General features: G+C 73.3%; 10 protein-coding genes. 4 read left to right on the top strand and 6 right to left on the bottom strand.

Translation table 11 applies throughout. The annotated features are described in order from the left end of the window. Positions 1–43 precede the first annotated feature (43 nt). The 4 genes from ACIBW6_RS01305 to ACIBW6_RS01290 all read right to left on the bottom strand — a co-directional run bounded on the left by ACIBW6_RS01305 (position 44) and on the right by ACIBW6_RS01290 (position 5,965). A complete protein-coding gene (locus tag ACIBW6_RS01305; RefSeq protein WP_399055251.1) occupies positions 44–1,231 on the bottom strand; it encodes a thiolase family protein in 1,188 nt (395 codons plus the stop codon). Between the two features lie 317 nt (positions 1,232–1,548). Next, on the bottom strand, positions 1,549–2,187 hold the full coding sequence (locus ACIBW6_RS01300) for a response regulator (RefSeq protein ID WP_399056373.1): 639 nt from the start codon (positions 2,185–2,187) through the stop codon (positions 1,549–1,551). Then, positions 2,184–3,938, bottom strand: a complete 1,755-nt coding sequence (locus tag ACIBW6_RS01295; protein ID WP_399055249.1) for a sensor histidine kinase — start codon at positions 3,936–3,938, stop codon at positions 2,184–2,186. The genes ACIBW6_RS01300 and ACIBW6_RS01295 overlap by 4 nt, the downstream gene beginning before the upstream one ends. Before the next feature lie 98 nt (positions 3,939–4,036). Next, positions 4,037–5,965: a beta-N-acetylglucosaminidase domain-containing protein gene (locus ACIBW6_RS01290; protein WP_399055247.1), complete on the bottom strand. Its 1,929-nt coding sequence runs from the start codon at positions 5,963–5,965 to the stop codon at positions 4,037–4,039. Positions 5,966–6,188: 223 nt separating this feature from the next. Here ACIBW6_RS01290 and ACIBW6_RS01285 point away from each other — a divergent pair, with 223 nt between their 5' ends. From ACIBW6_RS01285 to ACIBW6_RS01270, 4 genes are all read left to right on the top strand, one after another. Further along, the gene (locus tag ACIBW6_RS01285) at positions 6,189–7,028 is read left to right on the top strand and encodes a TetR family transcriptional regulator C-terminal domain-containing protein (RefSeq protein ID WP_399055245.1); all 840 of its coding nucleotides are present in this window, start codon (positions 6,189–6,191) and stop codon (positions 7,026–7,028) included. Positions 7,029–7,156: 128 nt separating this feature from the next. Then, positions 7,157–8,053: a 3-keto-5-aminohexanoate cleavage protein gene (locus ACIBW6_RS01280; protein WP_399055243.1), complete on the top strand. Its 897-nt coding sequence runs from the start codon at positions 7,157–7,159 to the stop codon at positions 8,051–8,053. Further along, positions 8,053–9,042 (top strand): 3-hydroxyacyl-CoA dehydrogenase NAD-binding domain-containing protein, encoded by a 990-nt coding sequence (locus tag ACIBW6_RS01275; RefSeq protein ID WP_399055241.1) that lies wholly within the window; start codon positions 8,053–8,055, stop codon positions 9,040–9,042. The genes ACIBW6_RS01280 and ACIBW6_RS01275 overlap by 1 nt, the downstream gene beginning before the upstream one ends. Then, entirely contained in the window at positions 9,039–9,518 is a 480-nt protein-coding gene (locus tag ACIBW6_RS01270) for a thioesterase family protein (RefSeq protein WP_399055238.1), read from the top strand. Before ACIBW6_RS01275 ends, ACIBW6_RS01270 begins: the two co-directional genes overlap by 4 nt. A 61-nt stretch (positions 9,519–9,579) precedes the next feature. Here the strand turns inward: ACIBW6_RS01270 and ACIBW6_RS01265 are convergent, their stop codons facing one another. Further along, the gene (locus tag ACIBW6_RS01265; protein ID WP_399055236.1) at positions 9,580–10,536 is read right to left on the bottom strand and encodes a TauD/TfdA dioxygenase family protein; all 957 of its coding nucleotides are present in this window, start codon (positions 10,534–10,536) and stop codon (positions 9,580–9,582) included. 404 nt (positions 10,537–10,940) lie between these two features. Next, a complete protein-coding gene (locus ACIBW6_RS01260) occupies positions 10,941–12,401 on the bottom strand; it encodes a glyceraldehyde-3-phosphate dehydrogenase (RefSeq protein WP_399055234.1) in 1,461 nt (486 codons plus the stop codon). Between the last annotated feature and the right edge of the window lie 25 nt (positions 12,402–12,426).

The following is a 12,426-nucleotide window of genomic DNA, read 5'->3' as shown; positions in this document are numbered from 1 at the left end:
CTCCGTTCGGTACTGAACTGCTGGTGCGGCTGCGGTCCGGTGTTCAGGCGCGCTCGACGAGCACGGCGCTGCCCTGGCCGACCCCGACGCACATGGTCGCGAGCCCCCGGGCGGCGCCGGTGCGGCGCAGCCGGTGGAGCAGGGTGGTGAGGATGCGGGCGCCGGAGCAGCCGAGGGGGTGGCCGAGGGCGATGGCGCCGCCGGTCGGGTTGACGAGGCCGGGGTCGATGCCGAGGCCGTCGACGCAGGCGAGCGCCTGGGCGGCGAAGGCCTCGTTGAACTCGGCCTCCTCGACGGTGTCGAGGGACCAGCCGACGCGGGCGAGCGCCTTGCGCGTGGCGGGTACCGGGCCGATGCCCATGACGTCGGGGTGGACGCCGGCCGAGGCCCCGGCCACGTACCGTCCCAGGGAGCGCAGTCCCAGGTCGTTCAGGGCCTCTTCGGAGACGAGGAGCAGGCCGGCGGCGCCGTCGTTCATGGGTGAGGCGTTGCCCGCGGTGACGGTGCCGTCCGGACGGAAGACGGGCCTGAGGCCGCCGAGCTTGTCCAGGGACGTGTCGGGGCGGATCGACTCGTCGGCGTCGACGACGACCCCGTCGGGCCGGGTGACCGGGAGGAGTTCGGCGTCGAAGAGGCCTTCCGCGCGGGCGGCGGCGGCCCGCTGGTGGCTGCGGAGCGCGAACGCGTCCTGCCGCTCGCGCGCGATCCCGTACCGGTCCGCGACCTCCTCGGCGGTCTCCCCCATGGCGAGGACGCCGTGCAGCTTCTGCATCTCGGGGTTGACCAGGCGCCAGCCCAGGCGGGTGTCGTACGTCGGCATCGTGTGCGGCAGCGCCTCGTCCGGGCGGGGCAGGACGAAGGGGGCGCGGCTCATGGACTCGGAGCCGCCGGCGAGCACGATCTCGGCCTCGCCCGCGGCGATGGTGCGCGCCGCGGTGGTGACGGCCTCCATGCCGGAGGCGCAGAGCCGGTTGACGGTCGCGCCGGGCACCGAGTCGGGCAGACCCCCGAGGAGGGCGGCCATGCGCGCGACGTTCCGGTTGTCCTCGCCCGCCTGGTTGGCGGCGCCCCAGTAGACGTCGTCGACGCGGGCCGGGTCGAGGGCGGGCACGTCCGCCAGCAGGCCCCGCACGACCGTCGCCGCCAGGTCGTCGGGGCGGATGCCGGACAGGGCGCCGCGCAGCTTCCCGATCGGGGTGCGGCGGGCGGCGGCGAAGTGGACGGGGCGCACGGTCAGCTCCAGGGCCAGCGGTTAATTAGCACTGCTAGTTTTGGACTATAGACCTGCCCCACGGCGGCTGGGAAGAGGCTCAGGGGGAAATCACCCGGCGCCCGGACGGTGATCAAATGGGGACATGCCGTGATCGAAGAGGTGGGCGCGGTTCCACATCTCAGGGCTGACCCTGATGTCCCGCCCGCGGGCCCCGCCTACATTGGGGGTCCGGCACCGCTCCGCAGACGATGTACGGGGGACCACGGGGGAAAACGGGGGGACGACGTCGTCTCCGGAGCGGACAGCCGGAACCTCTTGCGCGGACCGCGCGAAGCTCAGCCGCGCAGGTACGTGAGTACGGCCATGACCCGCCGGTGCTCCAGCAGGTCGGGTTCGAGGCGCAGCTTGCCGAAGATGTTGCGCACGTGCGTCTCGACGGTCTTGCCGCCGATGACCAGGCGCTGCGCGATGGCCTCGTTCGAGCGGCCCTCGGCCATCAGCGTCAGCACGTCGCGCTCCCGGCCGGTCAGCTCGTCCAGCGGGCCCGCCGCCCGCGGCGCCGCCATCAGCCGGGCCACCACCAGGGGATCGAGCACGGTCTCGCCCGCGGCCACCCGCTTCAGCGCGCCGTGCAGTTCGTCGATGTCGGCGACGCGTTCCTTGAGGAGGTAGCCGAAGCCCTCCGGCCGCTCGGCCAGTGCCTGCACGGTGGCCGACGTCTCCACGTACTGGGACAGCAGCAGGACGCCGGTGTCCGGGTGGGCGGCGCGGATCGCGGCCGCCGCGACCAGACCCTCGTCGGTATGGGTGGGCGGCATCCGGATGTCGAGGAGGACGGCGTCCGGCGCGTGCCGGGCGACCAGCGCGAGCAGCGGCCCGGTGTCCGCGCACTCGGCCGCCACCTCGATGCCCTCGTCGGTGAGGAGCCGCACGATGCCCTGCCGCAGCAGCGCCGAGTCCTCGGCCACGATCACCCGCACGGAAGCTCCGCCCTGATCCGGGTCCCGCCGCCGGCGGGACTGTGTATGTGCAGGACGCCGTCGACGGCGGCGAGCCGGTCGGCGAGGCCGCGCAGTCCCGTGCCGCGGGTGGTGTCGGCGCCGCCCACCCCGTCGTCGACGGTCTCGACGACGAGCCGGCCGTCCTGGTGACGGGCCGAGACGCTGACGGCGCGCGCCTCCGCGTGCTTGGCCGCGTTCGAGAGCGCCTCGCAGACGGTGAAGTAGGCCGTGGTCTCCACCAGCGAGTCGTAGCGGCGGGTCTCGGCCGCGACGACGACCGGCAGCGCGGCCTCCCGCGCCAGCGCGGCCAGCGCGGGACCGAGCCCCTCCCGGGTGAGCACCGCCGGATGGATGCCCTGGGCGATGCCGCGCAGCTCGGCGATGGCCAGGCGCAGGCTCGACTCGGCCTCGTCCGCCGCCGCGCGCACCCGCTCGTCCGCGTGGCCGGCGAGGCCCCGCTGCACCCGGCGGACCGCCATGAGGGCGAAGACGAGGCGGGCCTGCGCCCCGTCGTGCAGGTTCCGTTCGAGCCTGCCGCGTTCGGCGTCGGCGGCCTGCACGATGCGGGTGGCGACGTCCTTGGCGCGGGTGCGCAACCAGACGTTCTCCAGGGCGAGCCGCAGCGCCGCGGCGACGGACTGGAGCAGCTCGGGGTCCTCCAGGAGCGCCGGGTCGTGGTGGAGCAGGGCCAGCGGGCGGCCGTCGGCGGCGCGGACCGGGGTCCGCCCGGCCCCCTCGGTGCCGACCTCGCGGCCGGCCCCGTCGACGTAGGCGCGGCGCTCCTCGCGCCAGAGGCCGAGCCGCAGCGTGGGGTCGCCGAGGACGCGCACCAGCGCCTCGCGGACCCGGGACGGATCGGGGTCGGTGCCGACGTCGATGACGAGGCCGCTGACCTCGGCCCGCTGCAGGCGCATGCGGAGCAGCCCGAAGAGGAAGGCGAACGGGACGCCGACCTGGGCGAGGTCGGCGAAGAGGTACACGGCCTGTTCGCTGAGCGAGCCGACCTCGCCGAACCACGGGACGACGTAGAAGAGCATGTCCCACATCAGGAAGACGACGGCGACGCCGATGCCGATCCAGGCGGGCAGCAGCGCCCGTCTGCGCGCGGCCGACGCGTGCCGCCAGCGCAGCACGATCGCGCCCGCGGCCACCACGGAGAGCGCCCAGCCCGCCGCGTGGTACACGGCGTCGAAGGTGTCGAACATGCCGTGCCAGGCGGGGACGTAGATCAGGTTGGGGCCGCAGGCGTCGCAGTCGAGGTAGGTGGCTCCGGTGTCGGTCGCCGGGTCGAAGAGCAGGGTCCGCAGCAGACCGCCGACGGCGACGAGACCGTACGCGCACTGGGTCAGGCGGCGGGTGAGGACCGTGGTGAGGCGTCCTTCGGGGAAGGAGAGGATGAGGTGCGACAGCACGGCCATGTTCAGCGCCTCCCACCAGGCGCCGAACGTGAACAGCGCGGGGACGGCGGTGCCTTGGAGGTTGCCGAAGAACCAGGTGATGCCGCAGAGCACCATGAGGCGCCCGGTGTGGTTGGCGGGTCTGCGCCGCCAGGCCGCCGTCCCGGCGACCACGAACGCCCAGCCGACCGCGAGATCGCGCACCAGCTCGCTCGCGGACGCGCCCGCACGCGCGTACGCCCACGAGCCCGCCACGCCCGACACGAGAGCGGCACCGGCGGCCCCGGTCAGGCGCAGCCGAACCGCCCGCTTCCCCTGACTGTCCACCCGCCACACCGTAAGCCATTCGGGGGATGGCGGGTACGCCGGTCGCGGGTTGCGGGCGGAGCGGTGCGGGGCCACCGCTCCTGTGCCGGGTGCGGCGTTCAGGAGGCGTCGACCTTTGCGCCGACCTTCGTGACGAAGTCCTGGAGGTAGGGGTCGGCGATCTTCACGGGCCCGAGCTGGTGGTGTTCGGCCGGGTCGACGGTGATGTGCGCGGCGGTGTCGGCGGCGGTGTCCATCGCCGCGCGCGCGGCGGCGGCGCCCTGTGCGTCATGGGCGCCGAGCGCGCGCAGCGCCACGAGACCCTGGCGCAGGGCCTCGCCCCAGTGCTCGGTGGCGGTCAGCCAGCGGTCGGCGTCGTGCAGGAACAGCTGGTCGGGAAGGTCCGCGCGCAGCACGGCCGGGGTCCGCACGAGCGTCCGGGCGGTCGGCGCGAAGGCCCGCACCGCGGCGGCGGGGTCGGTCGCGTACCTGGTCCAGAACGCGTCCAACTCGCCCGCCAGGACCGGCGACTGCGGCTGCCACGGGGTCGTTCCGAAGGTGGGCGCCATGTGGTTCAGGTCGACGAAGACCTGCACCGCGTCCGCGAGGTGCGCGTCGCCGCCCGCGAGGTGCAGGGCGGACTGCCGGGCGGAGCGGGCGCGGTCGTAGCCGCGGTCGTTCCACGAGAAGTCGGACATGGTGAAGACGGCGAGTTTGCTGGCCGCCTCCTGGTTCATGGGGTTGGAGACGAGGCCGCTGAGGTGGTCGGAGAGGCCCGGCTCGCGCTTGTCGTAGGGGGCGAGGAGCAGCCGTCCTGCGGTCTGCCCGAAGTCGTTGACGGGGTAGTTGTCCCAGACGAACACCTTGCGGCCGAACAGCTGGGAGGCCTGCTGCGCCTGGGCGGTGGTGATCTGCGGCGGTACGACGTCGGTGCCGGTCCACATCACTTCGACGGCCGGGTCGAGGTGGCCGCGGATCTCCTGCTTGTACGCGGAGTCGGTGAGGTCGCCGTACTCGGTGGGCACCGTCTGGAGCGGGTGGGTGCCGTCATGGGTGGCGACGAAGTCCCGCTGCAGGGCGTTGAGGAGGCCGACCTGCGCCTTCGCGGCGGGGCCGCGGCCCGGGTCGCCGAAGGCCGCCTGGTCGGCCGCGCAGTTCCACTTCGTGTAGCTGATGTCGTCGAGCGGGACGGAGAAGGAGCGCACGCCGAGGTCGTACAGGGACCGGAGTTTGGCGGTGAGCGCCGTGACGTCGGCGGGGTCGGAGTAGCAGATGGAGCCGCCGGGCGAGACGGCGAAGGTGAACCAGACGTGGTTGGCGCCGGCCCGCTCGACCAGTGCCCCGAGCTCCGTGAGCTTGTCGGCGGGGTAGGGGTCGCGCCACTTGTCGCGGTGGTACGGGTCGTCCTTGGGTGCGTAGACGTATGTGTTGGACTTGACCTCGCCGAGGAAGTCCATCTGGTCGAGGCGCTCTTCGGTGGTCCAGGGCGGGCCGTAGAACCCCTCGATGCTGCCGCGCAGGCCCATCGACGGGAAGTCGCTGACGGAGGCGCCCGCGACGGCGTGCCCGGTGGCGAGCTGCCGCAGGGTCTGGGCCGCGTAGAACTGCCCGGCGGCGTCCGTGCCGCCGAGCGCGAGGGTGCCGCGGGCGGCGCGCAGCGCGTACCCCTCGGCGTGGTCGGGGACGGCGGTGCCGCGCAGGGCGCGGGCGAGGTCGGGGCGGTCGGCGGGGCCGAGCAGGACGGTCAGCGCAGCGCGGCCGGAGGCCTCGGTGCGGACGTCGAGGCGGCGCACGCCGTGGTCCTTGAGCACTTCGGTGACCAGCGTGCGGGCGGCGGGGTCGGTGGCGGCGCCCACGACGAGTTCGGCGCGGCCCGGCAGCGGCAGGTCGGCGCCCGCGCGGGCGAGGTGCTGCGGGGCCGGCGAGACGGCGGGCAGCGGGCGGGGGCGGGCGGCGGGGTCCGCGGTGACGGCCGGCGCCGCCCCGACGGACGCGGCGAGCAGCAGGGCGGCGGCGGTACAGGCCTTCAGTGTTCGACCGGCGGTCATGCGAGGACGCCTCCAAAGGCTGGCAGAAAGCGCTTGTGTGCGCTGCACACTAGATCGCCGCGATGACGGCGACAAGAGGGCAGCGCCGGGTCCAGCGGGGCCTCTGTTGCGCATCTGACTGATGCGAAAGTCAGCAACGCAATACCGCAGTGAACAGGCAATTCACCAGCACGTCCGGTCGCTGTGTTGAGTTCTTCTCAATACGTGGTTAGGGTCGGGCCCCGTGGAAACCGACGACGTCTCCGGCGCCCAGGGCGCCGACACCGCCGCCCGCGTCCGCGAGGTCATCGCGGCCGCGGGGGTCAGCCAGCGCGAGTTCGCGCGCCGCATCGTCATGGACCCCTCCAAACTCTCGCGGTCGCTGAGCGGCACCCGCCGGTTCACGGTCGCCGAGCTAGCGCGGATCGCCGCCGAGGGGCGGGTCGACGTGGGGCGGCTGCTCGGGGCCCGGCCGCCGGAGCAGGTGCCGTCCGCCGTCGCGCCGGTCGAGGGCGGGCGGCCGCTGCAGATCGTCCGCGAGACGGTCCGGCTGATCGCCGAACACGGTTTCCACGCGGTGCGGGTCGCCGACATCGCCCGCGCCTGCGCCACCAGCTCCGCCGCGATCCACTACCACTTCCCGGGCCGCGCCGACCTGTTGGAGGCCGCGGTGCGCTGGTGCATGGACGAGGACACCGCTCGCCGCGCCGCCCGCCTCGCCACGGCGGACGACGCGGTCGCGGAACTGGACCAGCTCATCGACCTGCAGACACCCCGCACCGAGCAGCAGCGCCGCCAGTGGGCGGTCTGGCTCGACCTGTGGGCCGAGGCGGCGCGCTCCACCACGGTGGGGCGGCTGCACGCCGAGTACTACCGGCAGTGGCGGGAGACCGTGGCCGACGTGGTCCGCAGAGGCGTCGCGCAGGGCGTGTTCCGCGCGGGCGCCGACCCGCGGGCGCAGGCGCTGACGCTGACGGCGCTCATCGACGGCCTGGCCACCCAGGTGCTGGCCTCGGGCACCGACGCCGACGCCATGCGCACGGCGCTGGCCGCTCACGTACGCACCGCGCTGCTCGCCGCCTGACGCCTGCTGCGACCAGGGACGACAAGAACCTCACCGCTTCCCCCTACCCCCACACCCCCACACCCTCTTCGCGCGACGCCCGCGGGGCTCCGCCGCCGCGCGAGGGGCCGAACTCCGGGAGGACATCCGTGCCCATCACCGAGAACGTCATCATCACCTGCGCCCTGACCGGCGCCGGGGACACCGTGCGCAAGAGTCCGCACGTCCCCGTGACGCCGGAGCAGATAGCCCGCAGCGCGGTGCAGGCCGCGGAGGCCGGCGCCGCCGTCGTCCACATCCACGTCCGCGACCCGGAGTCCGGCGCGCCCTCGCGCGATCCGAAGCTGTACCGGGAGGTCGTCGAGCGGGTCAAGGAGACCGGCACCGACGTCGTCATCAACCTCACCGCCGGCATGGGCGGCGACCTCGTCATCGACCCGGACGAGCCGCTGACCCGGCTGCCCGGCACCGATCTGGTCGGTGGTCTCGAACGCCTCCCGCACGTCGAGGAGTTGCTCCCCGACATCTGCACGCTCGACTGCGGCTCCCTGAACTTCGGGGACGGCTCGAACCTCTACGTCTCCACGCCGGACATGCTCCGCGCGGGCGCCCGCCGCATCCAGGAGCTGGGTGTGCGGCCCGAGTTGGAGATCTTCGACACCGGCCAGCTGTGGTTCGCCAAGCAACTGCTCGCCGAGGGACTGCTCGACGACCCGACCGTCTTCCAGCTCTGCATGGGCATCCCGTGGGGTGCTCCGGCCGACCCCGGCGTCCTCCAGTCGATGGTCAACATGCTGCCCGAAGGCGCCCGTTGGGCGAGCTTCTCGCTCGGCCGCATGCAGATGCCGTGGGTGGCGCAGTCGATCCTGCTGGGCGGACACGTCCGGGTGGGCCTGGAGGACAACCTGTACCTCGGCAAGGGCAACAAGGCGACCAACGCCCAGCTCGTCGAGCGGGCCGTCACCATCACCGAGTCGGTCGGCGCCCGCGTCGCGACCCCGGACGACGCCCGCGAGCTGCTCGGACTGCGGAAGGCGAACCGCTGATGACCTCCCCCGCCCCCACTCCCGCGCCCGCCTTCACCCCCGCCGTCTCCCCCGAGTCCGTCCGCCGGGTCGCCTGCGTCGGCGCCGGTGTCATCGGCGGCGGCTGGGTCGCCCACTTCCTGGCCCGCGGCTACGACGTGACGGCGTGGGACCCGGCGCCCGACGCCGAGGCGAGGCTGCGCCGCCTGGTCGACGCGGCCTGGCCCGCCCTCACGTCCCTGGGCCTCGCCCCGGGTGCTTCCCGCGACCGTCTCACCGTGACCGCGACGCTGGAGGACGCCGTGGCCGGCGCCCAGTTCGTGCAAGAGAGCGCCCCGGAGAAGCTCGACCTCAAGCAGGACCTGCTGGCCCGGCTCGCCGCGGCCACCCCGCCCGGCACCGTCATCGCCTCGTCGACGTCCGGGTACCCGATGACGGACATGCAGACGACGGCCGGGGACCCGGCACGACTCGTCGTCGGACACCCGTTCAACCCGCCGTACCTGATCCCGCTCGTCGAGGTCGCGGGCGGCACCCGCACCGACGGCGCGGCCACCGCCTGGGCGTCCCGGTTCTACGAGGTCGCGGGCAAGTCCGTCATCACCATGGACCGCGAGGTGCCGGGCTTCATCGCGAACCGGCTCCAGGAAGCGCTGTGGCGCGAGGCGTTGCACATGGTCGCCAACGGCGAGGCGACGGTACGGGACATCGACGCCTCGATCACCGAGGGCCCCGGGCTGCGCTGGGCGGTCATGGGCCCGATGCTGACCTTCGCGCTCGCGGGCGGCGAGGGCGGCATGGCGCACATGCTGGACCACTTCGGCCCGTCCCTGAAGGCCCCCTGGACCCGGCTCGAAGCACCGGAGCTGGACCGGGAGTTGTACGACGCGGTGGTCGCCGGGTGTGACGAGGCGGCGGACGGCCGCACCATCGCCGAGCTGGTGGCCAGGCGCGACCAGGGCGTCATCGACGTCCTGCGGGCGACGGGCCGGCTGGGAGGCGCGCGATGACGGGCCTTGCGCTGCTGCACCGCACGGTCCGCCCCGAGTGGATCGACTACAACGGCCATATGAGCGAGGCCTTCTACGTCCTGGCCTTCGGGCACGCCACGGACGCCCTGATGATCGAGACGGGCCTGGACTCCGGCTACCGCGAGGCGTCGGGCTGCTCGCTCTACACGGTGGAGGCCCACATCCGGTACCTGCGTGACGTGCCCGAGGGGGCCCAGCTGGCCATCCGGACCCGCGTGTTGGGCGCCGCGGAGAAGAAGGCCCGGTTCACGCACGAGATGTACGTGGTCGCGGACGAGGCGGCCGGGCCCGGCCCCGACGCCGCGCCGGTGGCGACGACCGAGCTGCTGGCCGTGCACGTCGACCGGCAGGCGGGCCGGGCCGCCCCGTTCCCGGACGCCGTCCGCGCGCGCCTGCGCGACCTGTCGGAGGCGCCGCCCGCGTGGGCGGGCCGCTCGATCGCCGCGGTGGGCTGAGCCGCGCACCGCACGTGGGGGCCCCGGCAACTACCGGCCGGGGCCCCCACGCGCCGCGGCGTCAGTACGGGCGGTCCCCCGCGATGGCGACGCGCTCCGCGACCCGGCGGGCGTCGCCGTAGTCCGCCACCGCGTAGTGCTGCGTGGCGCGGTTGTCCCAGAAGGCGACGTCACCGGCCTGCCAGCGGAACCGCACCTGGAACTCGGGCACGTGCGCCTGCTGGAACAGCAGGCGCAGCAGCCGGTCGCTCTCGGCCCGCTCCATGCCCACGATCCGGGTGGTGAACGACGTGTTGACGAAGAGCATGCGGCGCCCCGTCTCCGGGTGGCGGCGCACCACCGGGTGGGTCACCGGCGGGAACGCGTCCTGCAGCCCGGCGAGCTTCTCGGGGCCGTAGAACCGGCGGAATCCGGGCAGGAAGTCGTGCTCGGCGACGGCGTCGTCGATCCGCTCCCGGACGCCGGGCGGCAGGTTGTCGTAGGCGGCCGCCATGTCGGCCCACATGGTGTCGCCGCCGGACGGCGGCACCTCGCGCAGGTGCAGCACCGCGCCCATGGCCGGGCGTTCGCGGAAGGTGACGTCGGTGTGCCAGACGTTCTCGAAGGAGGGCGGGACGCCGGCGCCCTTGTCGAAGCGCACCACCTCCTCGCTGTCGCCGCGCTCCAGGAGCGGGTTGGTCTCCAACTCCCCCCAGGTGCGGGCGAACGCGCGCTGCTGCGCGCTGCTCGGGTGCTGGCCGCGGAAGAAGAGCACCTTCCACTCCAGCAGGGCCCGGTGCACCTCCTCGCGCAGCGCGCCGGACAGCGGGCGGGTGAGGTCGACCCCGCGGATCTCGGCGCCGATGGTGGCGGCCTGCGGGACGATCTCGAGGTGTTCGTAGGGGCGTTCCCGCCAGCCGTCGGGGGTGCGGCGCAGCAGCCGGCGCCCCTCGTAGAGGCCGTCGTCGGGGATGCGGGCGGGGCGCAGCGGGGTGGTCGGGGCCGGGGTGGTCGAGGGCGGGACTTCCGTCACGGACATGGGGACTCTCCGGTGGGCGCGCGGTGGTTCGCGGTCACGGGGACCGCGAGGGGGAGCCGTACGTCCGCGGCCCACGGCACCGGCCGACGGGTGGGTGGGGCGACGTACGGGGAAGAAGCGACGAGGGACGGGGTCCGCTACAAGCCGCTGCGCGCGCAACCACATCGGTCCGGCGCGGTGGCCGATCCGAATGCGTGGACGCGATGCGTGAACATACCCACATCCTGCGCCGTGGGAGATCACCTGGTCAAGGTGGCGAATGCCACGACGGGGCCACGACGGGCCCACGACGGGCTCACGACGGGCTCACGACGAACACAGAACGCCGTAGGGGCCGCCCGCGCACCTGGCGCGGACGGCCCCGGACGGCCCTGGTCGGAGCCTGTCCGGCCGGTGACAGGGTGTCAGACGGCCGGGACGGGGACCGGGAAGGTCGGGTACTCCACCCCGGAGACGTGCTGGACGACCCGGATCACCTGGCACGAGTAGCCGAACTCGTTGTCGTACCAGAGGTAGAGGATCGCGTTGTCGCCGTCGACCTTGGTGGCGCCCGCGTCGACGATCGAGGCGTGCCGGGAGCCGATGAAGTCGCTGGAGACGGCGTCGGGCGCGCTGATGAAGTCGATCTGGCGCTTGAGCGAGGAGTTCAGCGACACGTCGCGCAGGTGGTCGAGGACCTCCTCACGGGTGGCTTCGCGGCCCAGGCGCAGGCTGAGGATGGCGATGGAGACGTCGGGGACCGGGACCCGGATCGAGCTGCCGGTGATGGGCGCCTTCAGGTCGGGCAGCGCCTTGGCGACGGCCGAGGCGGCGCCGGTCTCCGTGATGACCATGTTGAGCGGCGCGGAGCGGCCGCGGCGGTCGGCCTTGTGGTAATTGTCCAGCAGGTTCTGGTCGTTGGTGAAGGAGTGGACGGTCTCGACGTGTCCGCGCAGCACCCCGTACTCGTCGGCCATCGCCTTCAGCGGCGGCACGATCGCGTTCGTGGTGCAGGAGGCGCAGGACAGGATCTGCTCGTCCGGCTTGATCGTGTCATGGTTGACGCCGTGCACGATGTTGGGCACGTCGCCCTTGCCGGGGGCGGTCAGGACGACCTTGTCGATGCCGGGGCGCAGGTGCTGGGAGAGGCCCTCGCGGTCGCGCCACTTGCCGGTGTTGTCGATCAGGATCGCGTCGTTGAGGCCGTACGCGGTGTAGTCGATCTCGGACGGGTCGTTCGCGTAGATCACCTTGATGGCGTTGCCGTTGGCGACGATGGTGCTGTTCGCCTCGTCGACGGTGATCGTGCCCTGGAACTGGCCGTGGATGGAGTCGCGCCGCAGCAGCGAGGCCCGCTTGACGATGTCCTCGCCGGCCCGCTCGCCGCCGCCGCGCACGACGACGGCGCGCAGCCGCAGCCCGTTGCCGGAGCCGGCCTTTTCGATGAGCAGCCGGGCGACGAGACGGCCGATGCGGCCGAAGCCGTACAGCACGACGTCGCGTCCGGCGCCGCGCTCGACCTTGGCGGCCCCCATGGCGCCCGCGACGGCCTCCGCGGTGAACTCCTCGATGCCGAGGCCGCGTTCGTCGGTGCGGTAGGTCGCGGCGAGCATGCCGATGTCGATCTGGGAGGGGCCCAGATCGAGCATGCTGAGCGCGCGCAGGAACGGCATCGTCTCGGTGACCGAGAGCTCGGCGCCGGCTATCTGCCGGGCGAATCGGTGGGTCTTGAGAATGCTGACCACCGACTTGTTCACCAAGGAGCGGCTGTGCAGCAGGACGTTCACGTCCCGCTCCCGGTGCAGCTTCCCGATGATCGGGATCATCGACTCCGCGGTCTCCTCGCGGTGCTTCCAATTGGTGAACGAGTCGTCATTGACAGTCACGTGCGTCTCTTTCGAGCTAGGCGGC

This window comes from Streptomyces sp. NPDC049813, assembly GCF_044465085.1.
In the GTDB taxonomy this organism is placed as follows: Bacteria; Actinomycetota; Actinomycetes; order Streptomycetales; family Streptomycetaceae; genus Streptomyces.
Note: the sequence above shows the minus strand (reverse complement) of the source record. Positions and strands in the feature narration are given on the sequence as shown.

Excerpts from the sequence above, each read along its gene's own strand:
- ACIBW6_RS01290 (WP_399055247.1), bottom strand. The coding sequence starts at position 5,965 with ATGACCGCCGGTCGAACACTGAAGGCCTGTACCGCCGCCGCCCTGCTG.
- ACIBW6_RS01275 (WP_399055241.1), top strand. The coding sequence starts at position 8,053 with ATGACCTCCCCCGCCCCCACTCCCGCGCCCGCCTTCACCCCCGCCGTC.
- ACIBW6_RS01270 (WP_399055238.1), top strand. The coding sequence starts at position 9,039 with ATGACGGGCCTTGCGCTGCTGCACCGCACGGTCCGCCCCGAGTGGATC.
- ACIBW6_RS01265 (WP_399055236.1), bottom strand. The coding sequence starts at position 10,536 with ATGTCCGTGACGGAAGTCCCGCCCTCGACCACCCCGGCCCCGACCACC.